Origin of the sequence: Actinomadura coerulea (assembly GCF_014208105.1) — a bacterium.
Taxonomy (GTDB): domain Bacteria; phylum Actinomycetota; class Actinomycetes; order Streptosporangiales; family Streptosporangiaceae; genus Spirillospora; species Spirillospora coerulea.
On record NZ_JACHMQ010000001.1, the window covers coordinates 4393873 to 4418388 of the forward strand.

The 24516-nt window shown below is 72.3% G+C and carries 25 protein-coding genes; 11 read left to right on the forward strand and 14 right to left on the reverse strand.

The window, feature by feature from the left end:
* Nucleotides 1–123 precede the first annotated feature (123 nt).
* The 3 genes from BKA00_RS20050 (at nt 124) to BKA00_RS20060 (ending at nt 2804) form a co-directional block, all read left to right on the forward strand.
* Nucleotides 124–279 (forward strand): endo-1,4-beta-xylanase, encoded by a 156-nt coding sequence (locus BKA00_RS20050; RefSeq protein WP_230298571.1) that lies wholly within the window; start codon nt 124–126, stop codon nt 277–279.
* Between the two features lie 182 nt (nt 280–461).
* The gene (locus BKA00_RS20055; RefSeq protein ID WP_230298581.1) at nt 462–1403 is read left to right on the forward strand and encodes a DUF5954 family protein; all 942 of its coding nucleotides are present in this window, start codon (nt 462–464) and stop codon (nt 1401–1403) included.
* 114 nt (nt 1404–1517) lie between these two features.
* Nucleotides 1518–2804, forward strand: a complete 1287-nt coding sequence (locus BKA00_RS20060) for a phosphodiester glycosidase family protein (protein ID WP_185027174.1) — start codon at nt 1518–1520, stop codon at nt 2802–2804.
* An 8-nt stretch (nt 2805–2812) separates the two neighbouring features.
* On the opposite strand, the gene BKA00_RS20065 is transcribed toward BKA00_RS20060, so the two are convergent.
* Nucleotides 2813–3592, reverse strand: coding sequence for an NYN domain-containing protein (locus BKA00_RS20065; RefSeq protein ID WP_185027176.1), 780 nt, complete (start codon nt 3590–3592; stop codon nt 2813–2815).
* Between the two features lie 169 nt (nt 3593–3761).
* Between BKA00_RS20065 and BKA00_RS20070 the strand changes: the two genes are divergently transcribed.
* From BKA00_RS20070 to BKA00_RS20085, 4 genes are all read left to right on the forward strand, one after another.
* The gene (locus BKA00_RS20070; protein WP_185027178.1) at nt 3762–4583 is read left to right on the forward strand and encodes an SAM-dependent methyltransferase; all 822 of its coding nucleotides are present in this window, start codon (nt 3762–3764) and stop codon (nt 4581–4583) included.
* Nucleotides 4584–4679: 96 nt separating this feature from the next.
* Nucleotides 4680–4844, forward strand: coding sequence for a hypothetical protein (locus tag BKA00_RS20075; protein WP_185027180.1), 165 nt, complete (start codon nt 4680–4682; stop codon nt 4842–4844).
* Nucleotides 4845–4999: 155 nt separating this feature from the next.
* The gene (locus BKA00_RS20080) at nt 5000–6130 is read left to right on the forward strand and encodes an acyl-CoA dehydrogenase family protein (RefSeq protein WP_185027182.1); all 1131 of its coding nucleotides are present in this window, start codon (nt 5000–5002) and stop codon (nt 6128–6130) included.
* Complete coding sequence (locus tag BKA00_RS20085; protein ID WP_185027184.1) at nt 6127–7029, forward strand: acyl-CoA dehydrogenase family protein; 903 nt, start codon at nt 6127–6129, stop codon at nt 7027–7029. Before BKA00_RS20080 ends, BKA00_RS20085 begins: the two co-directional genes overlap by 4 nt.
* Here the strand turns inward: BKA00_RS20085 and BKA00_RS20090 are convergent.
* Nucleotides 7026–8591: a FadD3 family acyl-CoA ligase gene (locus BKA00_RS20090; protein ID WP_185027186.1), complete on the reverse strand. Its 1566-nt coding sequence runs from the start codon at nt 8589–8591 to the stop codon at nt 7026–7028. The two genes, BKA00_RS20085 and BKA00_RS20090, sit on opposite strands and share 4 nt — an antisense overlap.
* Before the next feature lie 201 nt (nt 8592–8792).
* On the opposite strand from BKA00_RS20090, the gene BKA00_RS20095 reads away from it, so the two are divergent.
* On the forward strand, nt 8793–10385 hold the full coding sequence (locus BKA00_RS20095) for an amidohydrolase family protein (protein WP_185027189.1): 1593 nt from the start codon (nt 8793–8795) through the stop codon (nt 10383–10385).
* Nucleotides 10386–10496: 111 nt separating this feature from the next.
* Nucleotides 10497–11429, forward strand: a complete 933-nt coding sequence (locus BKA00_RS20100) for an aminoglycoside phosphotransferase family protein (RefSeq protein WP_185027191.1) — start codon at nt 10497–10499, stop codon at nt 11427–11429.
* 70 nt (nt 11430–11499) lie between these two features.
* On the opposite strand, the gene BKA00_RS20105 is transcribed toward BKA00_RS20100, so the two are convergent.
* Both BKA00_RS20105 and BKA00_RS20110 read right to left on the reverse strand, forming a co-directional pair.
* Nucleotides 11500–12129: an HNH endonuclease family protein gene (locus BKA00_RS20105; RefSeq protein ID WP_185027193.1), complete on the reverse strand. Its 630-nt coding sequence runs from the start codon at nt 12127–12129 to the stop codon at nt 11500–11502.
* A gap of 104 nt (nt 12130–12233) precedes the next feature.
* Nucleotides 12234–12722: a Rossmann-fold NAD(P)-binding domain-containing protein gene (locus BKA00_RS20110; protein ID WP_185027195.1), complete on the reverse strand. Its 489-nt coding sequence runs from the start codon at nt 12720–12722 to the stop codon at nt 12234–12236.
* Nucleotides 12723–12828: 106 nt separating this feature from the next.
* Here BKA00_RS20110 and BKA00_RS40845 point away from each other — a divergent pair, with 106 nt between their 5' ends.
* On the forward strand, nt 12829–13251 hold the full coding sequence (locus BKA00_RS40845; RefSeq protein WP_185034519.1) for a TetR family transcriptional regulator C-terminal domain-containing protein: 423 nt from the start codon (nt 12829–12831) through the stop codon (nt 13249–13251).
* Here the strand turns inward: BKA00_RS40845 and BKA00_RS20120 are convergent.
* The gene (locus BKA00_RS20120) at nt 13218–14207 is read right to left on the reverse strand and encodes a GlxA family transcriptional regulator (RefSeq protein ID WP_185027197.1); all 990 of its coding nucleotides are present in this window, start codon (nt 14205–14207) and stop codon (nt 13218–13220) included. The genes BKA00_RS40845 and BKA00_RS20120 overlap by 34 nt on opposite strands.
* A 172-nt stretch (nt 14208–14379) precedes the next feature.
* On the opposite strand from BKA00_RS20120, the gene BKA00_RS20125 reads away from it, so the two are divergent.
* Entirely contained in the window at nt 14380–14964 is a 585-nt protein-coding gene (locus tag BKA00_RS20125) for an HD domain-containing protein (RefSeq protein ID WP_185027199.1), read from the forward strand.
* Nucleotides 14965–15356: 392 nt separating this feature from the next.
* Here BKA00_RS20125 and BKA00_RS20130 read toward each other — a convergent pair whose 3' ends face one another.
* From BKA00_RS20130 to BKA00_RS20170, 9 genes are all read right to left on the reverse strand, one after another.
* Nucleotides 15357–16178 (reverse strand): MaoC/PaaZ C-terminal domain-containing protein, encoded by an 822-nt coding sequence (locus tag BKA00_RS20130; protein WP_185027201.1) that lies wholly within the window; start codon nt 16176–16178, stop codon nt 15357–15359.
* Nucleotides 16175–17350, reverse strand: a complete 1176-nt coding sequence (locus BKA00_RS20135; RefSeq protein ID WP_185027203.1) for a lipid-transfer protein — start codon at nt 17348–17350, stop codon at nt 16175–16177. Before BKA00_RS20135 ends, BKA00_RS20130 begins: the two co-directional genes overlap by 4 nt.
* Entirely contained in the window at nt 17347–17826 is a 480-nt protein-coding gene (locus tag BKA00_RS20140; RefSeq protein ID WP_185027205.1) for a MaoC family dehydratase, read from the reverse strand. The genes BKA00_RS20135 and BKA00_RS20140 overlap by 4 nt, the downstream gene beginning before the upstream one ends.
* Nucleotides 17827–17837: 11 nt before the next feature.
* A complete protein-coding gene (locus BKA00_RS20145) occupies nt 17838–18902 on the reverse strand; it encodes an acyl-CoA dehydrogenase family protein (protein ID WP_185027207.1) in 1065 nt (354 codons plus the stop codon).
* Nucleotides 18902–19885: a bifunctional MaoC family dehydratase N-terminal/OB-fold nucleic acid binding domain-containing protein gene (locus BKA00_RS20150; protein ID WP_185027208.1), complete on the reverse strand. Its 984-nt coding sequence runs from the start codon at nt 19883–19885 to the stop codon at nt 18902–18904. The genes BKA00_RS20145 and BKA00_RS20150 overlap by 1 nt, the downstream gene beginning before the upstream one ends.
* The gene (locus BKA00_RS20155; RefSeq protein ID WP_185027210.1) at nt 19882–21045 is read right to left on the reverse strand and encodes an acyl-CoA dehydrogenase family protein; all 1164 of its coding nucleotides are present in this window, start codon (nt 21043–21045) and stop codon (nt 19882–19884) included. The genes BKA00_RS20150 and BKA00_RS20155 overlap by 4 nt, the downstream gene beginning before the upstream one ends.
* Before the next feature lie 30 nt (nt 21046–21075).
* The gene (gene casI, locus BKA00_RS20160; protein ID WP_185027212.1) at nt 21076–22776 is read right to left on the reverse strand and encodes a steroid-22-oyl-CoA synthetase; all 1701 of its coding nucleotides are present in this window, start codon (nt 22774–22776) and stop codon (nt 21076–21078) included.
* Complete coding sequence (locus BKA00_RS20165) at nt 22769–24016, reverse strand: NADH:flavin oxidoreductase (protein WP_185027214.1); 1248 nt, start codon at nt 24014–24016, stop codon at nt 22769–22771. The genes casI and BKA00_RS20165 overlap by 8 nt, the downstream gene beginning before the upstream one ends.
* Before the next feature lie 145 nt (nt 24017–24161).
* The gene (locus BKA00_RS20170; RefSeq protein WP_185027216.1) at nt 24162–24512 is read right to left on the reverse strand and encodes a hypothetical protein; all 351 of its coding nucleotides are present in this window, start codon (nt 24510–24512) and stop codon (nt 24162–24164) included.
* Between the last annotated feature and the right edge of the window lie 4 nt (nt 24513–24516).

Here is a 24516-nt window from a genome sequence, read left to right on the forward strand (position 1 = left end):
CCGGGTCCACTGTTCCGGGGCAGCGGAAACGACCGGCATGCGAATGGATTCCGGCCCGCCCCTACCTAGGAAGATGCCCTATGGATCATTGCCTTAATGGCCCGCAGAGCATTTTTTCTTTCCATGGGCGAGTCGGCTTGTGCCTCCACGCTCGACCGCGAGTTCAACCAGCTCACGCCCGAGAACGAGATGAAGTGGGACACCACCGAGCCGTCCAGGAACTCGTTCGACTTCGACGCGGCCGACAGCTCGTCGGCCACGCACAGGCACAGGGCATGAAGATCCGCGCGGCGGCACCCCCCATCCGGACGATGTGAAAGTCGTTATCATCCTCGCCGAACAGCCCCCTCGAACAACCGCCTCAAATATCCCAAGCTCCAATCATTCCGGCGTTCGAATACGGGAAAAGCCGTGCGGCCGGTGGCGCATCCGGCCAGGATGCGGGCATGACCTTCCCGCTGATGCCCGGGTACGATCACATCAACGTGGTGGCCCGGCTCGACCCGGTCGCGGACGTCCGAGACCGGGAACTCGGTGAGCGGATTCGGCGGTATCCGAAGCTCTTTCCCGCAGGATCCCCTGAATTCGGTCATGCGGTGCAATTCGGGAAAGAATGGCGGATCGGGTCGCTGGGCGCGGACGGCCCCGCCACCGCCCGCTACAACCTCGCGATCGACCTCCGCACCGCCGCCGCGCGGGAGACCGATCCCCCGACCGTCCGGGCGATGCTCGCGGCGGCCGCGCGGCTCGACCCCGAGGAGGGCGAGCAGCTCGCCAAGGACGAGTGGGAGATCGGCGACCGCCGCTACCGCGTCATCCGGGTGGAGAAGTTCATCCTGCTCGGCGACCGGGTGATGGAGCCGCCCCGGTCCACCGACGCCGACCTGACCGCCGACGGCCTGCTGCGCGACCACCTGCTCGACCCGCCGGCGCCGTGCGGCCAGTGGGAGGCGCAGCTCCGGCTGAACCTCGTCGGGCGGCTGCCGGTGGAGGGCACCGTCCCGGAGATGGTCCGCACGGAGGCCCGGCACGCGATCCGCACCCACCCGGGGGTCGTGCTGCTCCCTCCCACCTTCATCGCGGTGGAGGTCGACGGCGAGGCCTGGGCCCCGCTCACCGGCGGCGACGACCCGGAGGAGGCCCGCGACCGGCTGGCGTGCCACTTCACCGACCTGATGCCGAGGCTCCGCGAGTTCCAGGGCGACTCCCCGTCCGACGCCGAGCTCGCCGAGTGGACCGCGATCGCCGACGGCATCCGGGCGACGCCGGGCCACGTGTTCACCGTCCGGGACCGCGAGTTCCGCACGGTCCGCGTCTGCCGCATGCTCCGCCTCGGCCGCGACGGCCCCGAGGCCCCCCGCCCCTCCGACCAGGACCGCTACGGCCTCCCCACCTTTGGCTGACCCGCGCCGGCGCGCCGCGTGATCTTCCTCGGGTGTCAACCTCCGGCTCCTTTGCCTTTCACCCGGCGCGAGTCATGATCAGAAAGCAGAGGAGCCGGGTGGAGAGGCGGGCTGATGGCGAGCAGGTGGGTGGCCGTGGGGGCCGCGGCGGCCGTGGCGGTCGGGGCCGGGTGGGTTCCGGCGCGGGCGGACACGACGCCGGCCGACGGGGCGGGATCCGGTGAGCGGGCGGACGCGGCGGGGGCACGGGCCCCGGTCTCGGCGGAGGTCGGGGAGGTTCGGTTCACTTCCTCCGAGAAGCTCGCGACGGGGGCGACGTTCCGGGCGTTCGAGACGTCCGGGGCAGGCGGGCGGGTCGCCGGGGAGCTGGTGGACGTCGACCTGCGCCAGGCGGGGGTCGGGCTCCTGCGGCCGCCCGTGGTCGCCGCCCGGCGCACGGTGTCGGCCATGGCGGACGCGCAGCACGCCCTGGCCGGGGTCAACGGCGACTTCTTCAACATCAGCGAGACCCATGCCGGGGTGGTGCCCACGGGGTCCTCGTCCGGGCCCGAGGTCGACGGGGGCCGTCCGCTCAAGGGCGCCGTTCCGGACGGGCAGCGCTTCGGCCCCTCGCTGCCGCCCGGCACGTCCACCGAGGACGTCATCGGCGTCGGCGCCGACCGGCGCGGGCATGTGGCGCGCCTCCGCCTGACCGGGACGGTCCGCTCCGGCCGGACGTCCATCGCGCTGCGCGGCCTCAACCAGTACGCGCTCCCGGTCGGCGGCGTCGGGGCGTTCGGCCCCGAATGGGGGGACGTGTCGCGGCAGCGCGCGGTGTGCGGGACGGACAAGGTGCGCAACGACCCGTGCAGCACGAACGCCGCGGAGGCGACCGTGCGGCGGGGTGTGGTGACGGGCGTCTCCGGCACGGTGGGCGGCGGCGCGATCCCGTCCGGCACGACCGTGCTCGTCGGACGGGAGAAGGGCGCCGACGCGCTGCGCCGCCTCAGGCCCGGCGACCGGGTGCGGGTCTCGTACCGCTTCACCGGGCCGGTCCGCTTCCGGTTCGCCGTCGGCGGGTTCCCGATCCTGCGGGACGGCAGGCCGCTGGACGGCCTGAGCGCCACCGGCCCGGCGCCGCGCACGGCCGCGGGGGTGAGCCGCGACGGCCGGCGCTTCTACCTCGTGGTGGTGGACGGCAGGTCCGAGCGCAGCGGCGGCCTGACCGTCGCGGAACTGGCGTCCCTGCTCGGCAGGGCGGGCGCCGACGACGCCGTGAACCTCGACGGCGGCGGCTCCTCGGCCCTCGTGGCGCGGTCCCCCGGCGAGCCCGCGGTGACCGTCCGCAACACCCCCTCGGACGGTTCGGAACGCGCGGTGGCCAACGGCATCGGCGTCTTCACCACGAGCTCACGCCGCTGACAGGAGCGTCAGGAGCCCGGCTTCCTGTCCTGGTGGCGCTTGTCGCGGACGTAGATGATGTTCGCCTTGCCGTCGCCGGGGCTGCGGCGGTCCAGGACGAACAGCGTCGTCGCGGCGATCAGCTCGTTGAGCTTGGCGTAGCCGTAGTTGCGGGAGTCGAACTCGGGGCGCTGCTTGGTGATGATGTGGCCCACGGACGCCAGGGCGGCCCAGCCGTCCTCGTCGGACGCCGCCTCCACGGCGTTGCGGAGGAGGTTGACGAGGGCGGCGTCCTTCTTCAGCTTGGCGGCCGGCGTCGGGGGCGCCGGCTGGAGCGTCGCGGCGGCCGGGGTGGTCGCGTCCTGGTCGTACAGCAGGTTCTCGATGTAGATGAACTTGTCGCAGGCCGCCACGAAGGGCTTGGGGGTCTTGCGCTCGCCGAATCCGTACACGGTCAGGCCCGACTCGCGGATGCGCGCGGCCAGGCGGGTGAAGTCGCTGTCGCTGGAGACGAGGCAGAACCCGTCGAAGCGGTCGGAGTACAGCAGGTCCATCGCGTCGATGACCATCGCGGCGTCGGTCGCGTTCTTGCCCTTGGTGTAGGCGAACTGCTGGATCGGCTGGATCGACTGGTCGAGCAGCTGCTCCTTCCAGCCCCGCAGGCTGGTGCCGGTCCAGTCGCCGTAGGCGCGCTTGACGTGGGCCGTCCCGTACTTCGCGACCTCTGCCAGGAGGGCCTCGACGATCGCGGGCTGCGCGTTGTCGGCGTCGATGAGCACCGCCAGCCTGGCCGTGTTCTCGCTGACCATCCGCACCTCCGCACAAATGCCGCCGAGCCGGTGAGCCGCTCGACCGAGCGGCGTGGCCAGTACATCAGAGGTCGTGCCCGCCCTGCCGGATGCCCGGCATCGGCCAGCGGGTCGCCGGAAGCGCCGACCGCAATAGGATCGCGGGCGGTTGCGGCTATGGGAGGGTTTCTTGGGAGAGCAGTCACGGATCGACTCGTCGGTTCCGCACTCGGCGCGGATCTGGAACCACTGGCTGGGCGGGAAGGACAACTACCCCGTCGACCAGGAGGTGGGGGACGAGTTCCTCGCGATCTTTCCTGGTCAGGTGGACATCGCGCGGCATTCGCGGGCGTTCCTCGGGCGCGCCGTCCGGTATCTGGCGGGCGAGGTCGGGATGCGGCAGTTCCTCGACATCGGCACCGGCCTGCCCACCGTGGACAACACCCACGAGGTCGCGCAGCGGATCGCGCCCGACGCGCGGGTGGTGTACGTGGACAACGATCCCCTCGTCCTCACCCATGCCCGCGCGCTGCTGACCTCCGCGCCCGAGGGCGTCACCTCCTACATCGACGCCGACATCCGCGAGCCGGACGTGATCCTGGCGAAGGCCGCCGAGACGCTCGACTTCGACCGGCCGGTGGCCCTGCTGCTCCTCGGGATCCTCGGTCACCTGACCGACGGCGAGGATCCCGAAGGGGTCCTCGCCCGGCTGGTGGCGCCGCTCGCGCCGGGCAGCCACGTCGTCATCAACGACGGCAGCGACGTCTTCGGGGCGCCGGGCGCGGGCGGTGCCGACGACACCGCCCGCGCCCGCGCGATCGCCCGGTACGTCGAGGCGGGCGGGATCGCCTACAACCTCCGCTCCCCCGAGCGCATCACCGGGTACTTCGACGGCCTGGAGCTGCTGGAACCGGGGGTCGTGCCGGTGTCGCGCTGGCGTCCCGAGCCGTCGCCGTTCGACGAGCCGCCCGAGGTGGACGCCTTCTGCGGCGTCGCCCGCGTCAGCGGCTGAAGGCCGGAAGGGCGTAGCCCTTGTCATTGGGGTAGGGCGTGAACATGTCGCCGGTCAGGGCGTAGACCATGCCGCCCTCCCAGACGAGGCCGGGGGGTGGTCACGGCGGGCGGGTGGCCGAAGCGGCAGACCTTCGGGTACTGGGCCGCGCCGCCGGTGGTGCAGCCGTCCGCCGGGTTCGGCGTCTTCCAGATGACGTGGCCGTTGGACGGGTCGAGCGCGAACAGCGTGCCCGGGTTCGCCATGGAGGTGGCGGCGTAGAGGCGGTGGCCGTCGTAGCTCGCGCCCCGCTCACCGCCGAACGGCGGCTTCCCGTGAGGGGTTTCGCGGCCGCGGGGATCTCACTGGGCGGGAGGGGGCGGCGGGGGTGCGAGGGGGTGGGTACTCTACCAAACAGTTGTTAGAAAGAGGGTCGCATGGATCTTGAGTTCGGGGCGGCGGACGAGGAGTTCCGCGGCGAGGTGCGGGGATGGCTGCGCGAGCACGTCCCGGCGCGGCCCCTCCCGTCGCTGGAGACCGCGGAGGGCTTCGCGGCGCACCGGGAGTGGGAGCGGACGCTCGGGGCGGCGCGGCTGGGCGTGGTGTCGTGGCCGGAGGAGTACGGCGGGCGCGGCGCGTCGGTGCTCCAGTGGCTGGTCTTCGAGGAGGAGTACTACGCGGCGGGCGCGCCGGGGCGGGTCAGCCAGAACGGCATCAACCTGCTGGCGCCGACGCTGCTCAAGCACGGGACGCCCGAGCAGCTCGCGCGGATCCTGCCGCCGATGGCGGCGGGCGAGGTGATCTGGGCGCAGGCGTGGTCGGAGCCGGGCGCGGGCAGCGACCTCGCGGCCCTGCGGGCGACGGCGACCCGGACCGACGGCGGCTGGCTGCTGGACGGGCAGAAGACGTGGAGCTCGCGGGCCGCGTTCGCCGACCGGGGCTTCGGGCTGTTCCGGTCCGACGCCGAGTCGTCCCGCCACAAGGGCCTCACCTACCTGATGTTCCCGCTGGACGCCGAGGGCGTGACGGTCCGCCCGATCGGGCGGCTGGACGGCAAGCCGGCGTTCGCCGAGCTGTTCCTCGACAAGGTCTTCGTCCCCGACGAGGACGTCATCGGCGCGCCCGGGGACGGCTGGCGGGTCGCGATGGCCACGGCCGGCAACGAGCGCGGCCTCACGCTGCGCAGCCCCGGGCGGTTCACCGCGGCGGCCGAGCGGCTCGTGGAGCTGTGGAAGGAGCGCGCGGACGCCTCCGGCGACGCGCTGCGGGACCGGGTCGCGGACGCCTGGATCAGGGCGCGGGCCTACCGGCTCAAGGGGTTCGAGACGGTCTCGCGGGACGACGACATCGGCGCGGAGTCGAGCCTGAACAAGGTGTTCTGGTCGGAGCTGGACGTGGCGCTGCACGAGACCGCGCTCGATCTGCTCGGCCCGGACGGCGAGCTGGAGTCGGAGTGGCTGGAGAACTACGTGTTCTCGCTGGCCGGCCCCATCTACGCGGGCACGAACGAGATCCAGCGCAACGTGATCGCCGAGCGGCTGCTCGGCCTGCCGAGGGGGTCGCGGTGAAGTTCGTTCTCTCCGCCGAGCAGCGGATGTTCGGCGAGACGCTGCGCAAGCTGCTGGGCACGGCCGGCACCGCCGGGGCCGCCCGCGCCTGGGCGGCCGGGGACGCCGGCCCGGGGCTGGCCCTGTGGTCGGCGGTCGCCGAGGCCGGGGCGTTCGCGGTGGCCGTGCCGGAGGAGGCGGGCGGCGCGGGGCTGCTGCCGGTCGAGCTGGCCGTCGCGGCGGAGGAGCTGGGGCGGGCCGCCGCGCCCGGCCCCTACGTGGAGACGCTCGCCGCCGCCGAGCTGCTCGGCGGGTCGCCGTGGCTGCCGCGCGTCGCCGCGGGCGAGGCGGTCGTGACGCTCGCCGTCCCGCACGCGCTGGACGCCGACGTCGCCGACCTGGTGCTCACCGCCGACGGCGCGGAGCGGAAGGCGACCGGGGAGGCCGCCCGGTCGCTCGACCCGGCGCGGCGGCTGTTCCGCGTCCCCGAGGGCGCGGGGTTCACCGACCTCGGCGTGCTGCTGTGCGCGGCGCAGCAGGTGGGGCTCGGGCAGGCGCTGCTGGAGGTGTCGGTCGAGTACGCCAGGACGCGGCGGCAGTTCGGCCGCCCGATCGGCGAGTACCAGGCGATCAAGCACCATCTGGCGAGCGCGATGGTCGAGCTGGAGTTCGCCCGCCCGCTGGTGTACGGGGCGGCGCTGGCGTACGGGACGCCGGACTTCGCGCGGGACGCGTCCGCCGCGAAGGTCGCCGCGTCGGAGGCGTCCTACGGGATGGCCAAGACCGCGCTCCAGGTGCACGGTGCGATCGGCTACACCGACGAGTACGACCCGTCGCTGTGGATCCGCAAGGCGCGGGCCCTGTACTCGGCGTGGGGCACCGTGGCCGAGCACAGGGCACGCGTCGTCGCCGCCCTCTAGGCGCGGTCGCGCTCCTTGAGCTTCACGCGCCAGATCTTGCCGGACGCGGTCTTCGGGAGGTCGTCCACGAAGACGACCTCCCGGGGGACCTTGAAGTTCGCGAGCCGCTCCCGGCAGTGCGCGACCAGCTCGTCCCGCGTGGCCGCGGCGCCGGGGCGGAGCCGGACGTAGGCGCGGCCCACCTCGCCCATGCGCGCGTCCGGGACGCCGACGACGCCCGACTCGGCGACGGCGTCGTGGCGGGCGAGGGCGTTCTCGACCTCGGCCGGGTACACGTTGAACCCGCCGACGACGAACATCTCCTTGGTGCGCCCGGTGATGGTGAGGTTGCCGCGCTCGTCGAGGCGCCCGCGGTCGCCGGTGTCGAGCCAGCCGTCGCGGATCGCCTCGGCGGTCGCCTCCGGGTCGTCCAGGTAGCCCTTCATGACGTTGTAGCCGCGGACGAGGATCCTGCCGTCGGTCCCGGCCGGGACGCGCCCGCCCTCGCCGTCGACGATCGCGACCTCGACGTCGGGGATGGGCCGGCCGGACGTGGTGGCGATGGTCTGGTCGTCGTCGTCCACCGAGCAGGCCGTGACCGTCCCGGACGCTTCGGTCAGCCCGTACGCGGTCACCACCTGCGGGAACAGCTCGTCCTTGATGCGCCGCACCAGCGTGACGGGCACGTCTCCCGCGCCCGTCACAGCGAGCCGGAGGCTCGACAGGTCGTGCTCGTCCCGGCCCGGGGCGTGCAGCAGCGCGGTGTAGACGGTCGGCGGCCCCGGCAGGACGGTGATCTTCTCCTGCTCGATCAGCCGCAGCGTCTCCGGGACGTCGAACGTGCGTTGCAGCACCATCGTGGCGCCCCGCATCACGCACGCCAGCACGCCCGCCTTGTAGCCGAACGAGTGGAACATCGGGTTGACGATGAGGTAGCGGTCGCCTGCCCGCACGCCGGTGCGGCCCGTCCACGCCCGGTAGGTGAGGACGTTCTGCTCGTGGGTGACGACGGCGCCCTTGGGCCTGCCGGTCGTCCCGGAGGTGAACAGGATGTCGGCGACGGTCTCCGGGCGGACGGCCGCCGCCCGCGCGTCGGCCTCGTCCGGGGAGACGGCCCCGGCGGTGAAGTCGTCCCAGGAGATCACTCCCGGGCGCGCGGGGCCGTTGAACGTGACGACCGTCCGCAGCGCGGGCAGCCCGGGGGCGCCGGATCCTTCCACGCCGAGCATGCCGGGGTAGTCGATGCCGAGGAACCCGTCCTCCACGAAGAGGATCTTCGCCTCGGACTTGGAGAGCGGCCACCGCGCCTCGTCGCCCTTGTAGCGGGTGTTGAGCGGGACGAGCGTCGCGCCCGCGCCGAGGGCACCGAGCACGGTGACGATCCAGCGCAGGCCGTTGGGCGCCCAGACGGCGATGCGGTCCCCCGGCACGAAACCGGCCCCGACGAACGCGCCCGTAACCTGGCGGACCTGCTCCCGCAGCTCGGCGTAGGTGACCCGGACGTCGCCGTCCACGACCGCCTCCGCGTCCGGAAACTCGTTCGCCGCCCGCGCCACCAACTCCGGAATCGTCAGCTCGTTCATGAACCCTCATCATCCCGGCCCCGCCCCCGCCCGGCCTTCGGCGTCCCGGTGACCGGTACATCCGTCTCGTCCCAACAAACGAGGGTGTAGGCGCGGCACCCGGGCTGACCGGCGATGACGTGAGGACTATTCACATTTTGCCGGATCGGTGTTTCACTCGGCTGAGAGCCACTGGACGTCTCCCCCCGGCCGAGGTGCCCCATGCCCGTCCGACGTGCCGCCTGCGTTCCGATCCTTCTCGTTCTCCTGCTCGCACTCCTGCCCGCCCCCCGCGCGAACGCGGAGGGCGAGCCGCGCGAGGTGCGCGGCTACATCGACGCCCACAGCCACCTGATGGCCTACGAAGCGTTCGGCGGCGCGCTCATGTGCGGCAAGCCGTTCGACCCGCGCGGCATCCAGGAGGCGCTGCGCGACTGCCCCGACCACGCGGGCAACGGCGTGCTCGCCTGGTGGGAGAACTTCAACAAGTACGGCACCCCGTTCGGCACCCACGACCCGACCGGCTGGCCGACGTTCAAGGACTGGCCCGCCTACGACTCCCGCACCCACCAGCAGGTGTACTACGAGTGGCTGGAGCGGTCCTGGCGGGCCGGGCAGCGCGTCCTCGTCAACCACCTGGTGGACAACCGGCAGCTCTGCGAGATCTATCCGCTCAAGCGCACCCCCTGCGACGAGATGGCCTCGATCCGGGTCCAGGCGCAGCGGATGCGGGAGATGCAGAGCTTCATCGACGAGCGCACCGGCGGCCCCGGCAAGGGCTGGTTCCGGATCGTGCGCGACTCGGCGCAGGCCCGCCAGGTCATCGAGGACGGAAAGCTCGCCGTCGTCCTCGGCATCGAGACCTCCGAACCCTTCGGCTGCCGGCTCGTGGGCGGCGCACCGGCCTGCACCCGCGCCGACATCGACCGGGGGCTGGACGAGGCGCGGAGCCTCGGCGTGGCCTCGATGTTCGTGTGCCACAAATACGACAACGCGCTGTGCGGCGTGCGGTTCGACGGCGGTGTGGCGGGCGCGTTCGTCAACCTCGCCAACTTCGTCGGCACCGGGCGGTTCTGGCAGGCCGAGACGTGCACCGGCGCCGCGCACGACAACACGATCGCCCCGGCGGGCGAGGTCGGCGACGCCCTCCAGCCGATCCTGAAGCTGCTCGGAATGGCGGGGATCACGCTCCCGATCTATCCGAGCGGCCCGCACTGCAACGTCCGGGGGCTCAGCGACCTCGGCGCGTACATGATCCAGGGGATGATGAAGCGGCACATGATCGTCGAGGTCGACCACATGAGCGCGAAGGCCGCCGGCCAGGCCCTCGGCATCCTGGAGGCCGCGCGGTATCCCGGTGTCATCTCGTCCCACAGCTGGATGGACGCGACCTATCTGCCCCGCGTCTACCGGCTCGGCGGCATGGTGGCCGGATACGGCAGCGCGGCCGACCGGTTCACCGCGGAGTGGCGGCGCGACAAGGCGCAGCGCGATCCGGCCCGCCCGTTCGGCTACGGGTACGGGCTCGACGCCAACGGCATGGGCGCGCTGCCGGGGCCCCGCACGGGCGGGGACGCGGGCCCGCTGCGCTACCCGTTCGCCTCGCCGATCGACCCGGCGGTGAAGCTCGACCGGCTCCGCGCCGGGCTGCGCACCTGGGACCTCAACACCGACGGCGTCGCCAACTACGGCCTCGTCCCGGACTGGATCGCCGACATCCGCGCGGTCGGCGGGCCGGAGATCACCGAGGACATGGCGCGCGGCGCGGAGGTCTACCTGCGGATGTGGCGCGCCGCCGAAACCGCGCCGTCGTAAGGCCCGATAGGCTTGCGGGCATGCGTTGACCCCTGCCCGCGAGCCGGGCACCGCCGACGTCTTCTTCGTGACACGCGACCCGAACCGGAGCACACGAAGGAGACGTCAACCATGAGCACGTCGATCCGCATCGACGTCCCCGAGGCGCTCGCCGCCTCGCACAGCAAGCACTTCGGCGCGTCCGGCCGCGCCTGGATCGCCGCGCTGCCCGACCTGGCCAACGAGTTCCTGGACCGCTGGGCGCTGCGCCCGGACGGCCCGGGACGGCACGGCGTGGCCTCGCTCGTCCTGCCGGTGACCCGCGCGGACGGCACGCCCGCCGCGCTCAAGCTCCAGCCGGTCACCGACGAGCACGCCACCGAACCGGTCGGCCTGCGCGTATGGGACGGCGAAGGGGCCGTGCGCCTGCTCGACCACGACCCGGGCACCGGCACGATGCTGCTCGAACGCCTGGACGCGACCCGGCCGCTGTCATCGGTGGCCGACGACGACACCGCCTTGGGCGTCCTGGCCGACTTGCTGGTCCGCCTGGTCGCGGTCCCCGCGCCCGAGGGGCTGCGCCGCCTGGCCGACATCGCCGCCGCCATGCTCGACGAGGTTCCCGGCGCCGTCCCCGCGCTGGGCGACCCGGCCGACCGGCGGCTGGTGCGGACGTGCGCGTCCGCCGTGGCCGAACTCGTCGGCGAGCCCGGCGACCGCCTGCTCCACTGGGACCTGCACTACGACAACGTCCTCGCCGCCGAGCGTGAACCCTGGCTGGCCATCGACCCCAAGCCCCTCGCCGGCGACCCCGGCTTCGACCTGCTGCCGGCGCTGGACGACCGCTGGGACGAGGTGGTCGCGGGCGGCGACGTGACCCGGGCGGTCCTGCGCCGCTTCGACCTGCTGACCGAGGCCCTCGGCCTGGACCGGAAGCGGGCGACCGGCTGGACGCTCGGCCGCGTGCTGCAGAACGCGCTGTGGGACGTCGAGGACGGCGAGACCGCACTGGACCCCGCCCAGGTCGCCATCGCCACCGCCCTGCTCCGCCATCGCGCGGGCTGACGGGCCAGGCCGCACCGGCGCCCGCGGGACGGTTCCCGCGGGCGCCGGTGCGGGCCGGCGTGGCCGTCGGTCAGCAGGTGCCGAGCATCGTGGTGAGGGCGCTCTTCTCCGAGCCGTCCACGGTCAGGCCCCAGGACCACTTCACCTGGATCCAGGCCCGGGCGTAGGTGCAGCGGAAGGCGGCGACCGACGGCTTCCACTCGGCCGGGTCCTTGTCGCTCTTCGCCTGGTTGACGTTGTCGGTGACGGCCCACAGCTGGGGGCCCGCGAGGTCGTTGGCGAACGACTGGCGGCGCGAGGTCGTCCAGGACCAGGCGCCGGACGCCCACGCCTCGGCGAGCGGCACCATGTGGTCGATGTCCAGGTCGGACGCCTGCGTCCAGGTGGCGCCGTCGTAGGGCGAGTACCACTTGCCGGACTTCGCGGCGCACGCGGAATCGGTGGTGACGTTCGTGCCGTCCCGCTTCAGCACGGTCTCGCGGGTGTTGCACGTCCCGGAGATGGTGATCCAGTGCGGGAACAGGTCGCGGTCGTAGGTGCTCCCGTGGGATTCGGCGGCCACGGTGAGGGCGGCCAGGCGGCTCTCCGCCGTGGCGGCGGACGGGATGCCGGGTGGTGTGGCGGACGCGGGCGCGGCCGTCGCGCCGAGCAGTGCCGCGCTCAGGGCGGCGGGGAGCGCGAGCATGAGGAGTCGTCGCATCGGAGGCCTTTCCGCGGTCGTCCCCGGGCCGGGGCTGGAGCCCCGAGGGGGAGCGGGAACGACGGCACTGCGACGGTGACATTTTTGACAAATACGAATAAATGTCACGCATTGCCCACGCACGCTGCCGCCGTTGGTCGGAAGCTGACGTCTATCGCCGACTGAAGGCCTATGAGCTGCGACGACACCGGCGATAGCGGTCCCGTGACGGCAGATGAAGAAATCTTGAACCCCGGGCACAGCGCCGGGCCAAGCCCGGTCCGGGCGCGGGGCAAGGCGTCCCGGGGGTACACGGCCGCGAGGACGATTTCGGCGTCGTGCCAGAGGCGGCGGGCGAGCGCGCCCTCGCGGGCCCTGGCCTTGAGCGGCTTCTCCTTGGCGACGTGGAAGTAGCGTCCGGTGCCGGCGGAGTCCACCAGGTCCACGACCGGCGGAGCGGCCCTGCCCACCGGTTTCAAGGCCGGTTTGACGGCCCTCATAAGCAGGCCGAAGGGCCCGCCCCGCGTGGTGAGGTCCGTGCGCAGCACGCCCGGATGCACCGCGTCGATCGTGACACCGGCGTCCTTCCACCGCTCGGCGAACAGCGGGACCATCAGCAGGTTCGCCAGCTTGGTGTCGGCGTAGGTCCGGACGGGATGGAAGTCCCGGCCCTCGGGCGTCCGGTCGGGGTCGACCCGGCCTGCGGCGTAGAGGGCTGCGCTGCCCGGCGCAGGAAGGCGGGCCGCCCATGACCCGGCCCTCGCCGAGGAGCAGCGCAACCGCTACCGGACGTGGAGCGAGGCCCTCCAGCTCGTCCTTGCGACGTCGGGCCATCCATCCGGCCCGCTCCTGGAGGAGGCCGCCGAGACCGTTATGACCGTCGTGGACGGCATCGGGAGCCAGGCCGTGTTCGACCTCGGCCGCTGGCCCGCCGAACGACAAGAGCGCCAGATGCGCCGGCAGGTGACGCACGTCCTATCAGACCTGCGTCGTCCAGTCGGGAATGGAGCGGCAGAGGAGCTTGGAGCAGGCTGCGAACTGCAGCCTGCAACGCTCGGGCAGTTCATCGACCGGTCGGCCCGGCGCGGCTGGCCGAGGTCACAGTTCGGTCATGCTCCTCGTGTGGTGAATCGCTCCCGATAAGCCGCAGGTGTGACGCCGAAGCGTTGCTTGAACAGCCGGTGGAGCGTCTCGAGCGAGCCGAGCCCGACCGCGTTCGCGATGGCTCTGAGCCCGTTGCCGGTGTGGAGGAGTTGCCGCGCGGCGGCGTCAACACGGACCGACTCCACATACTGTGCAGGCGTCACCCCGACCTGCTGACGGAAGAGGCGCGAGAAGTGCCGGACGCTGAGGTTGGTCCGGCGTGCGAGCGCGTCGTTGGACAGGTCCTCGGTGAGATGGTCCGGAATCCATGCCTGCAGGCGGGCGATCTGAGCGTCGGTGGCCGATGGGTACACCAGAAGCTCGCTGAACTGGCTCTGACCACCCGGTCGCCGCATGTACATGACGAGCCACCGGGCGACACGACGGGCCAACTCGGCATGGTGGTCGTGGGCGACCAGGGCGAGCGCTAGGTCCATTCCCGTGGACACGCCCGCCGAGGTCCAGACGTGCTCGTCACGCACGTAGATCGCGTCGGGCTCGACGGTCACCTCGGGATGGTCGGCGGCGAGCTGACCCACCGTCGCCCAGTGCGTCGTCGCCCGCCGCCCGTCGAGCAAGCCGGCGGCGGCCAACATGTGCGCCCCCGCACAGACCGAGGCTATTCGAGACGTTCCATGAGTGGCGGGGGTGGCCAGCCACTGGACAAGCGGCTCTGCCTCCAGCGCCTTCACCCCGCTCTCATGCAGGACCAGGCCACCCGGCACGACGAGAGTCCCGATCTCGCGAGGCAGTTCCTTCCATGAGACGTCGGCTGCGATCGAGGTACCCCCGGCACAGCGAACGAGTCCAGGCTGGGGACCGGCGACCAGTGTTCTGTAGCCGGGGACGTCCTCATGCAGCAGGCGATCAGCGGTGGAGAACACCTCGAGCGGTCCGGCAACGTCGAGAAGCTCGACGCCGTCGAACACGGTGATCACGACGAGGTGAGGGGTCATGTCACCAACTCTGCAGGATCACCGAGTACGTCCGCAATGACAAGAGCATGTCACATCCGGACATGACCCGCCGACACAGCCGTGTCCGGATCTGACATACCCGCGTCCTTGCGGACACGGGTCGCGACGCCGACGATGGTGATCGTTCAATTCCTGACGAACGGACCAACCGATGATCCCCACGATCCCTCGAACGCCCACAACTCGGGCAGCCGCCGACCTCGCCGCCGAGGCCGCACCCCCTTACCTGCTCAATCACAGTTACCGCACGTACCTCTTCGGCCGGTGCATCGTGGTCGACCCCGAAGTCGACCAGGAGGCGGCCTTCGTCGCTGCGATGATCCACGATCTCGGCCTCACCGACACCTATGCCGGCGAGCGCGAGTTCGCACGCGTCGGTGCCGATCTCGCATGCCACTTCCTCGAAGGGCGCGGATGGGACCTCGCGCGCATCCACCTGGTCGAGGAAGCGATCCTGCGACACACCAACCTCATGGCCGAGCAGGTGCCCGTGTTCCGGTTGGTCCAAGCGGGGGCGGCCGTCGACGTCGCCGGACTCGGCTGGGAAGGGCTCGCCCCCGATGATCTCGCCGACATCTTGACGGCCTATCCGCGGCTAGACTTCGCATCGGGCATGCGAAGCAGCTTCCTCGCTGAGGCCCACCGGCATCCGGAGGGCGCCTTCGCCCACCTAGAACGGGTTGTCGCGCTCTCCGACCGATTCGGCAGCAACCCGATCGACGCTCCGAGAGCGTGAATCCACCACATTGCCGAAGCGATCCCGATCCGAGCCCGCCAACGCTCACGGCCGAGACATCCACAACCTGTCCCATGATCAATGAGACGCGACTTCATTGATTCGTCCGGTCCATTCTGAGGCACCGCAGCTCATGAGGTCTCCTCCCTCAAGTTCAACGAGACAGAACCGACCGGGTCGAGACTGTCGCGGCGGGCGGGCTGGACGTCGTCCCGCCGCGACTGCCGCACACCTTCGGCGCGGCGGTACGGGCGCGACCTGCTGGCCGTCCTCGCGCCGGGGGTCGAATGCTTCGGCAACTTCCGGCGGCTGGCCCGCGTCCAGCACGAGCTGGAGCCGTTCGACGGGCTGCGGTCCGGGCAGGACCGCCATGCCGAGCACTTCGTGGACACCTAGCGTGCGGCGGCGAAGCGGGCGCGGCCGCCCGAGATGACCGTCGTCCCGTCCACGGCCGCCTCGAACAGGACCGCCCCGCCCTCGGGACCGGCACCGTCCCGCCAGGTGCTCACCTGGAGCGCGTCACCGGGGAAGACGGGCGCGGCGAAGCGGCCTTCGAGCTCGGCCAGGTCGGCGGGGTGGGCGCCGAGGGACCCGGCGAGCGGGAGGGTGACGGCCGCGAGCGTGCACAGGCCGTGCATGATCGGTCGCGGCATCCCGGCCGCCTTCGCCGCCTCCGGATCGATGTGCAGGTGGTGGCGGTCGCCGAGCAGCCGGTAGAGGGCCGCCTGGTCGGACGCCGTGCGGACGGTCAGCACGCCGTCCGGGGCGCCCTCGGGACGGCGCCGGGACGACGGGCCCCGGTCGCCGCCGAAACCGCCGCTCCCCGGCGCGAAAAGCGACCAGGTCGCCTCGAAGTACTCGCTCTCGACCACCACGTCGAAGACGGCGGCCGAGCCCTTGTCCCACACGTCGGTGACGCGTGCGCTCATCTCCACCGAGCCCGAGCGCGGCAGCGGCTTCAGGACGCGGAGGCGCTGCGTCCCGTGGACGGCCGTCCGCACGTCGAACGCGCCCGCCGAGCCCAGGACGTCCGGCGCCCACTGGGCCAGGGTGAGCACGAACGTGGGCAGGACCCGGAGCCTCTCCTCGAACACGAGGTCCAGATCCGCCGCCCCCGCCCCCACCGCGAGCGCGTAGAGGATGGGCCGCGTCTCGTCGTAGGTCACCGTCCGCGAGCCGAGCGTGCGGCCCTGCCACTCATGGTTCCGGGTCATTGGTCCGCTCCGAGGATCAGCCCGCTGGTCGGGACGCCGGTACCGGCGGTGACGAGGACGTTGTGGACGTCGCCCGGCTGGTTCACCGAGGTGCCCCGGACGAGCCGGACGGCCTCGGCGATGCCGTTCATCCCGTGGATGTAGGCCTCGCCGAGCTGGCCGCCGTGGGTGTTGGCGGGCAGCCGGCCGCCGAGCTCCAGGTTGCCGTCGGCGACGAAGTCCTTGCCCTCCCCCTTCGCGCAGAAGCCCAGCTCCTCCAGCTGCGGGAGGACGAGCGGGGTGAAGTGGTCGTAGAGGATCGCCGCCTGGACGTCGGCCGGGGTGAGCCGCGACTGCCCGTAGAGCTGCCGCCCCACCAGGCCCATCTCCGGGATGCCGGTGATCTCCGAGCGGTAGTAGCTGGTCATCATGTGCTGGTCGTTGCCGGAGCCCTGCGCCGCGCCCCAGACCACGGCGGGCCGGTGCGGGAGGTCGCGGGCCCGCTCGGCGGAGACGACGACGAGGGCCTGGCCGCCGTCGCTCTCCTGGCAGCAGTCCAGCAGCCGGAGCGGCTCGGCGATCCAGCGGGACGCCTGGTGGTCCTCCAGCGTGATCGGCCGCCCGTAGAACCACGCGGCCGGGTTCGCGGCGGCGTGCCTGCGGTCGACGACGGCGATGCGGCCGAAGTCCTCGCTGGTCGCGCCGTACTCGTGCATGTAGCGGCGGGCGAACATCGCGACCCACTGGGCGGGGGTCGAGAGCCCGAACGGGTTCATCCACGCGTACGCGGCGCTGTCTGCGCTGACGTCCATCGGGCGGTCGGCCTGCCCGAGGCCGTAGCGGGTGCCGGACCGCTCGTTGAACGCGCGGTAGCACACGACGACGTCGGCGACGCCGGTCGCGACGGCCATCGCGGCCTGCTGGACGGTGCCGCAGGCCGCGCCGCCGCCGTGCCCGACGCGCGAGAAGAACTTCAGCTCGCCGATGCCGAGGTTGCGCGCGATGTGGATCTCGGAGCTGGTGTCGGCGGTGAAGGTCACCATGCCGTCCACGTCGGACGGCTGGAGCCCCGCGTCCACGATCGCGGCGAGCACCGCCTCGCAGGCGAGCCGCAGCTCGCTGCGGCCCGACTCCTTGGAGAACTCGGTGGCGCCGATCCCGGCGACCGCGGCCGCCCCTGGCAGCACGCTCATGCGCCGCTCCCCTGTACTTCGACGGCCCGTGCTTGGACGACCGGTACTTCGACGGCGGGCAGTTCGACCACGACGGTGCCGGTGACGTGCGGGCCGATCGCGTTGACGCCGCGCACGGCGATCTCGACCCGGCGGCCGGAGTCGTCCTTGGCCGCGACGGTGCCGGTCAGCACCATCGTGTCGCCCGGGTAGTTGGGCGCGCCCAGCCTGATCCTGATGGCCCTGACCACCGCGGCGGGGCCGGCCCAGCCCGTCACGTACCGGTCGACGAGCCCGTTGGTGGTCAGGATGTTCATGAAGACGTCCCTGGAGCCGCGCTCGACGGCGAGCGACGGGTCGTGGTGGACGTCCTGGTAGTCGCGGCTCGCCAGCGCGGTCGCGACGATCATCGTGCGGGTCAGGGGGATGCTCAGCTCGGGAAGCTCCTCCCCCACCGCGACGTCCTCGTAGCTCCTGCTCACGGCGTCTCCGGTCACGGCGTCTCCGCTCACAGGGCCGCCCCCAGGAGCTCCAGGTCGGACGACGCGCCGCCGAGCGTCCCGGAGATCTGCTTGCCCCACAGGAAGTGGCGGTGCACCGGGTAGTCGACGTCCACGCCGATGCCGCCGTGCAGGTGCTGGACGCGGTGGACGACGTTCAGCCCGCCCTCGTCCGACCACCACTTGGCGACGAGCACGGCGGTCTCGGCGTCCTCCCCGGCGTCGACCAGCGAGAGGGCGTGCCAGAGGCAGACGCGCAGCGCGTCGATCTCGATGTAGCAGTCGGCGAGCTGGTGCTGGGCGGCCTGGAAGGTGGCGAGCGGGCGGCCGAACTGCTCGCGGCCCGACAGGTAGTCGGCGGCCATGCGCAGCGCGCCCTCCGCGACGCCGACCTGGACGGCGGCCAGGGAGACGCGGGCCAGCCGCAGCGCCGTGGCGAGCGCGCCGTCCGGAAGGGCCCGCGCCGGGGCGCCGTCGAGGGTCAGGTGACCGGCGGCGTCGCGGCCGGTGGTCTCCGCGCGCTCCCACGCCACCCCGGCGGCCGAGGCCTCCAGCAGGAACAGGCCGGGCCCTTCCGGCGAGACGGCCGAGACGAGGACGTGGCTCGCGCCGAACGGCGTCGGGACGGCGGCCTTCGTGCCGGTCAGCACCCAGTTCCCGCCGTCGCGGACGGCGGCGCAGCGCGGCGCGGCGGGGTCGGCGGGGGCGAACTCCTCCAGCGCGACGGTCGGCCGCGACGTCCCGTCCGCGAAGGCCGCGGGGACGTCCTCGCCGTGCGAGGCGAGCGTGAGCGCGGCGACGACGGCGGGCCAGACCGGGACGGGGGCGACGGTGCGGCCCTGCTCCTCCAGCAGGACGGCCAGCCCGGCGGCGCCGAGTCCCGCGCCGCCCGCGGACTCGGGCAGCGCGACGCCGAGCAGGCCCGTCTCGCCGAGCTCGGCCCACAGGCCCTCGTCGTACCCGCGCTCGGACCCCTCGGCGTCCTTGATCCGCGCCTGCGTGGCGCGGTCGGTGAAGATCTGCCGGGCGAGGTCCCTGACCGCCTCCAGCTCTTCGCCAAGCGTGAAGTCCATCAGCGCTCCTTGGAAATACGGGGCGGTCCGGCGGGGCGGAACGCCGGCAGGGACAGGTCGGGGTCCGGGTCGATCCAGTCGAGGACGACGGGCATGCCGACCTCGACGTCCTGCGGCGCGACCCCGGTCATGTTGGCGATCAGCCGCGTCCCCTCGGCCAGCTCGATCAGCGCGACGACCAGCGGGTAGTCGAAGGCGGGGTGGCGCGGGTGGTGGTTGACGACGTAGCTGTAGACGTGGCCCTCGCCCGACGCCTGGACGGTGTCCCAGTCGAACGACCCGCACTGCGGGCAGCACGGCCCCGGCGGGTGCCGCAGCGACTTGCAGTCGGCGCAGCGCTGGATGACGAGCCGGTGCTCGCGGGCGGCCTCGAACCAGAACGCGTTGTCCAGATTGATCGCCGGGCGCGGGCGCGGCGGCTTCTCCTCCGCGGGCTCCGGGGCGGGCTTGCCGGCGGGCTTGTCGGCGGGGCGGAACCGCAGGAGGCGCCACCGCTGCGTGGCGACGACCTCGCCGGACTCGTCCCGGTACGTCTTGACCGTGCTGACGAAGCGTCCGGCGCCGAGCGCCGTCTTCTTCTCCGGGGAGATCGACTCGACGGTCTCCTCGACGCTGACGCGGTCGCCCGGCACCAGCTCCCGGTGGAACTCGAACTCCGAGTCGGTCGCGACGACGGAGGTGTAGCCGCCCTCGGCCAGCAGCTCGGTCAGCTCGTCGGGGCCCGCGGGGTCGGCGCGGACGGACGCGGCGTACCCGCGCATCGTCCACGCCTGCATCATCGACGCGGGCGCCACGACGCCGTCGCGGCCCGTGGCACGGGCGGCCTCCTCGTCCAGGTAGACGGGGTTGCCGTCCTCCATGGCCTCGACCCAGTGCCGGATCATGGGGATGTTCACCGGGTCCTGCCCGGTCCGCCGCGCGCCGTAGGGCCGCCCGGCCCACGCCTGGAGCCGCGCCTCGTACTCCTCGCCGTTCCCGCTCATGACCGCCTCGACCTCGGCAGACCCAGTCCCTGGACGGCGACCATGTCGCGCAGCACCTCGTTGACGCCGCCGCCGAAGGTGTTGACGATGCCCTGCCGCGACAGCTGCTCGATCTGCCCGTGCAGCACGGCCCCCGGCGACTCGGGGCGGATCCGGCCGGCGGCGCCGAGGATGCCGGTCAGCGTCCGCTGGACGTCGATGTGCGTCTCGGTCCCGTAGGACTTGGCGGCGCCGGCCTGCGCGCCGGTCAGCGTCCCGGCCTCCACCGCCATCGTCATCTTCCAGTTCATCAGCCGCATCGCCTCCAGCCTGGCGTGCGTGCGGGCGAGGTCGGCCCGCACCCACGGCAGGTCGATCACCCCGTTCCCGCGCGCCCACTCGCGGACGTCCTCCCACAGCCGGATCATCCGGCCGCCGAGCGCGGCGAGCCCGATGCGCTCGTGGTTGAGCTGCGTGGTGATCAGGCTCCAGCCGCCGTCGACGTCCCCGACCACCGATGACGCGGGCACCTGGACGCCGTTGTAGTACGTCGCCGTGACGACCATCCCGCCGACCGTCGGGATGGGGCTCCAGGAGAACCCGTCGGCGTCGGTCGGGACGATCAGGATCGAGATGCCCTTGTGCTTCGGCGCGTCCGGGTTCGTGCGCGCCGCGAGCCAGATGTGGTCGGCGGTGTTGGCGCCGCTGGTGAAGACCTTGCTGCCGTCGATGACGTACCGGTCGCCGTCCCGGACGGCCCTGGTGCGCAGCGAGGCGAGGTCGGTCCCGGCGTCGGGCTCGGTGTAGCCGATCGCGAAGACGATGTCGCCGGACAGGATGCCGGGCAGGTACCTGCGCTTCTGCTCGTCGGTGCCGAACCGCATCAGCGTGGGGCCGACCGTGTTGACGGTGACGAACGGGAACGGCAGCCCGGCGCGCTGCACCTCGTCGAAGAACACGTACTGCTCGGCGACCGACCTGCCCTGCCCGCCGTACTCCTCCGGCCAGCCGTAGCCGAGCCAGCCGTCGTTGCCGAGCATCTTGACGATCTCGCGGAACCGCTCGCCGCCGACGCCCTGCTCGCCGGCGCGGCGCCGCACGTCCTCGGGCAGCAGGCCCGCGAAGTACGCCCTCAGTTCCGCGCGCAACTCGCGATGCGCCTCGGACTCACGCAGATCCATACATGCCCTTTCTCGGTCGGGGACGGTCGGTCAGGGGAGGAAGCGCCCGCGGCCCGCGGCGGTGAACTCCTCGCGGAGCGCGGCCTTGTCCGCCTCGGTCATCGGGACGTACTCCGGCGAGCCGCGGCCCGCCCACCGGAACACGGGGTCGGACGTGCGCCAGCCGTCGAGCTGCAGCTCCTTCTTCTTGAGCTTTCCCGACCCGGTCGTCGGCAGGGCGTGCGAGACGCGCACGAAGCGCGGCGCGCCCTTGGTGCCGAGGTCGTCCTGGCGGGCCAGGAAGGCGGGCAGGTCCAGGTCCTCGAACTCGACCCCCTCGGGGATCTCGATGGCCGCCATCACCTGGTCGCCCGAGCGCGGGTCGGGCACGCCGAACGCGACCGCGTCCACGATCTTCGGGTGGCGGCGGACGACGTTCTGGGTGAGCAGCGCGGAGATGTTCTCCGAGTCGACCCGGATCCAGTCGCCGGACCGCCCGCCGAAGTACAGGAACCCGTCGCCGTCGACGTAGCCGAGGTCGCCCGTCCAGTACCAGCCGTGCCTGACCCGCTCGGCGTCGGCCTCGGGGTTGTTGTAGTAGCCCTCGAACCTGGCCGCGCCGCGCACGTCGACGATCTCCCCGACGGCGGCCTCGGCGTTGGTGACGCGGCCGTGCCCGTCCAGCACGGCGGGCGCGCAGGTCTCGCACGTCTCGGGGTTGACGACGCGGACGCCGTCGTGGGCGGGGCGGCCGAGCGCGCCCGGCGGCGCCTGCGGATCCCGCCTGATCATGCCCGCGCTCTCGCTGGACCCGTAGCCCTCGACCAGCCGGGCGCCGAAGCGGCGCGCGAACTCGGCCTTGTCCTCCGGGGACGCCTCCGTGCCGAACCCGTGCGTCAGCGTGTTGTCGCCGTCGTCCGGCTTCTCGGGGGTGGCGAGGACATAGCCGATCGCCTTGCCGACGTAGGTGAAGAACGTCGCGCCGTAGTACCGGACGTCCGGCAGGAACCCCGACGCGGAGAACTTCCTCGCCAGCGCGACGGTCGCGCCCACCGCCAGCGACGGCGCCCACAGCGCCATCAGCGCGTTGCCGTGGAACAGCGGCATGGAGCAGTAGCTGACGTCCTCGCGCTTGACGTCGTACTTGGCGCTGTTGTCGCGGCCCAGCTCGGCGAGCCTGCCCTGCGAGCAGCGCGCCGCCTTCGACGCGCCGGTCGTCCCGGAGGTGAACAGCAGGAGCATCTGCGTCTCAGGGGTGACCGACTCGTCCGCTTCGGGTTCGCAGGCGCGGGCGGCGACCAGTTCCGGGTAGCCGTCGTCGTCGACCAGCAGGAAGCGGTCGCGCGGGACGCCGATGTCGAGGCCGTCCAGCAGCTCCAGCCCGGCCCGGTCGGTGACGACGAGTTGGAGGTCGGTGTGCCGGACCTCCTGCTCCAGGTAGGCGCCGGTCCGGGTGGAGTTGATGCCGACGATCGTCGCGCCGCCGAGCGCCGCCGCCCCGAGCCACAGGACGTACTCCGGGACGTTCTCCAGCAGCACGCCGATGTGGAACGGGCGGTTCCGGGGCTTGTGGGGGGGCGCCCCCCCACAAGAGGCAGGCCCGTCCTGGCGCAGTTCGCGGGCGAGAGCCGCGCGGGCCGCGCTCTCGCGGACGACCTCGTCCCACGTCCACGTCCGCTCGCGGCTGCGCAGGCCGGGCCGGGTGTCGCCCAGCCTGGCCAGCAGCATCGCCGCGATCGTCTCGTCACGCACCCGCGGCACCCCAGGCCGGCTCGGTGGACAGGACGCAGTGCGTGCCGCCGTAGATCGCGGTCATGCACTTGTTGCAGTGGATGCACAGGGACTCGGTCGCCGGCTCGTCCTTGATCCGGTTGATCAGGTCGGGCTCGCGCAGCAGGGCGCGGGCCATCGCGACGAACTGGAAGCCCTCCGCCATCGCGGTGTCCATGCCCGCCCTGTCGGTGACGCCGCCCAGCAGGATCATCGGCAGCTTCACCGCGGCGCGGATCTGCCGGGCGTCCCTGAGCAGGTAGAGGTCCTCGTAGGGGTAGGACTTCAGGAAGTGCCTGCCGATCAGCTTGATCCCGAGCTTGGTCGGCTGCTTCATGACGGCGGCGAACTCGTGCAGCGGCGCGTCGCCCTTGAACAGGTACATGGGGTTGAGCAGGGAGCTTCCGGCGGTCATCTGGAGGGCGTCGACGGAGCCGTCGGCCTCCAGCCGGCGGGCGACCTGGATGGCCTCGTCGATCCAGAAGCCGCCGGGCACGCCGTCGTCCATGTTGAGCTTCGCGGTGATCGCGATGCGGTCGCCGACGGCGTCGCGGACGGCGCGGCCGATGTCGCGCGCCAGCCGGGCGCGGTTCTCCAGCGACCCGCCGTACTCGTCCTTGCGGTGGTTGATCTTGGGGCTGAGGAACGCGCTCGTCAGGTAGTTGTGCCCCATGTGGATCTCGATGGAGTCGAACCCCGCCTCGATCGCCATCCTGCCCGCGCGGCCGTGCGCCTCGACGACGCGCTCCAGGTCCGCGTGCGTGGCGGCCCTCGCGACGGTCTGCGTGGTGAGGTGGAAGTGGCGGCTGGGCGCGAGCGCGGGGAGCCCGTTGCTCTTGGGGTTGGCGACCGGACCGGCGTGCCCGATCTGCGCCTGGACGGCCGCACCCTCCGCGTGCACGGCGTCGGTCAGCCTGCGAAGGCCGGGCATGGCCTCGTCCCGCCAGTGGATCTGCCTGCGGTCGGTGCGGCCCTCCGGCGCCACCGCGCAGTACGCGACGGTGGTCATCCCGACGCCGCCGCGCGCGTGCCGGACATGGAAGTCGATCAGCGCGTCGGTGACCTGGCCGTCCCTGGTCAGCCCCTCGTACGTAGCCGCCTTGATCGTGCGGTTCCGCAGCGTGACCGGCCCGAGCTTCGCGGGCTCGAACACGTCGGGCTTCGGGGCGGTTGCCGGGGGTTGCGGGGGGTCGCCCCCCCGCAGGCGAGTCGGGTGATTCATCGAAAGTCCTCCATCCGGACTAGACGTTAATCAGCGGGATGTCCGGGCACCCTGGACATCCCGCTGACCGGGAGCGACGACCCCCTCCGTCGACTTGCGGCGTGTTGCCCTTATCAGCGCTCTCAGAAGGGCAACACGCCGCAAGTCAACGTGCGCGTAGCGCTTCGGTCAGTTGGTCTGTGTGGTGCTGCTGCTCCAGCAGCTGGCGCAGCAGCCATAGGCGCAGGACTCGGGTCACGGCGGCGGCCAGGTAGAGGGCCGCGCCCAGGACGGTCACCGCCAGGAACCCGACGGCGAGCGTCTGCAGCGAGCCCACGTCCCGCAGGTCGTCCTTGGTGAGCGAGACGTTGTAGGCGACGAACGTCCCGGCGATGCCGACGATCATGGCCAGGATCCCGGCGATCCGCGCCGCCCCGTCGAAGCGGGACCCGTCGGTCCTCAGGCGCTGCTTCCCGACGTCGTCCTTGAACCTCTGGCGCCGTTCCTCGGTGAGCATGATG

Bases quoted from the DNA above. Each gene is read 5' to 3' on its own strand.
- BKA00_RS20055 (WP_230298581.1), top strand. From the start codon at position 462: ATGCCCGGGTACGATCACATCAACGTGGTGGCCCGGCTCGACCCGGTC.
- BKA00_RS20060 (WP_185027174.1), top strand. From the start codon at position 1,518: ATGGCGAGCAGGTGGGTGGCCGTGGGGGCCGCGGCGGCCGTGGCGGTC.
- BKA00_RS20080 (WP_185027182.1), top strand. From the start codon at position 5,000: ATGGATCTTGAGTTCGGGGCGGCGGACGAGGAGTTCCGCGGCGAGGTG.
- BKA00_RS20125 (WP_185027199.1), top strand. From the start codon at position 14,380: ATGATCCCCACGATCCCTCGAACGCCCACAACTCGGGCAGCCGCCGAC.
- BKA00_RS20065 (WP_185027176.1), bottom strand. From the start codon at position 3,592: ATGGTCAGCGAGAACACGGCCAGGCTGGCGGTGCTCATCGACGCCGAC.
- BKA00_RS20170 (WP_185027216.1), bottom strand. From the start codon at position 24,512: ATGCTCACCGAGGAACGGCGCCAGAGGTTCAAGGACGACGTCGGGAAG.
- BKA00_RS20130 (WP_185027201.1), bottom strand. From the start codon at position 16,178: ATGACCCGGAACCATGAGTGGCAGGGCCGCACGCTCGGCTCGCGGACG.
- BKA00_RS20155 (WP_185027210.1), bottom strand. From the start codon at position 21,045: ATGGATCTGCGTGAGTCCGAGGCGCATCGCGAGTTGCGCGCGGAACTG.
- BKA00_RS20135 (WP_185027203.1), bottom strand. From the start codon at position 17,350: ATGAGCGTGCTGCCAGGGGCGGCCGCGGTCGCCGGGATCGGCGCCACC.
- BKA00_RS20150 (WP_185027208.1), bottom strand. From the start codon at position 19,885: ATGAGCGGGAACGGCGAGGAGTACGAGGCGCGGCTCCAGGCGTGGGCC.
- BKA00_RS20165 (WP_185027214.1), bottom strand. From the start codon at position 24,016: ATGAATCACCCGACTCGCCTGCGGGGGGGCGACCCCCCGCAACCCCCG.
- BKA00_RS20050 (WP_230298571.1), top strand. From the start codon at position 124: ATGGGCGAGTCGGCTTGTGCCTCCACGCTCGACCGCGAGTTCAACCAG.
- BKA00_RS20095 (WP_185027189.1), top strand. From the start codon at position 8,793: ATGCCCGTCCGACGTGCCGCCTGCGTTCCGATCCTTCTCGTTCTCCTG.
- BKA00_RS20110 (WP_185027195.1), bottom strand. From the start codon at position 12,722: ATGGTCCCGCTGTTCGCCGAGCGGTGGAAGGACGCCGGTGTCACGATC.
- BKA00_RS20145 (WP_185027207.1), bottom strand. From the start codon at position 18,902: ATGGACTTCACGCTTGGCGAAGAGCTGGAGGCGGTCAGGGACCTCGCC.
- BKA00_RS20120 (WP_185027197.1), bottom strand. From the start codon at position 14,207: ATGACCCCTCACCTCGTCGTGATCACCGTGTTCGACGGCGTCGAGCTT.
- BKA00_RS20105 (WP_185027193.1), bottom strand. From the start codon at position 12,129: ATGCGACGACTCCTCATGCTCGCGCTCCCCGCCGCCCTGAGCGCGGCA.
- BKA00_RS20100 (WP_185027191.1), top strand. From the start codon at position 10,497: ATGAGCACGTCGATCCGCATCGACGTCCCCGAGGCGCTCGCCGCCTCG.
- BKA00_RS20090 (WP_185027186.1), bottom strand. From the start codon at position 8,591: ATGAACGAGCTGACGATTCCGGAGTTGGTGGCGCGGGCGGCGAACGAG.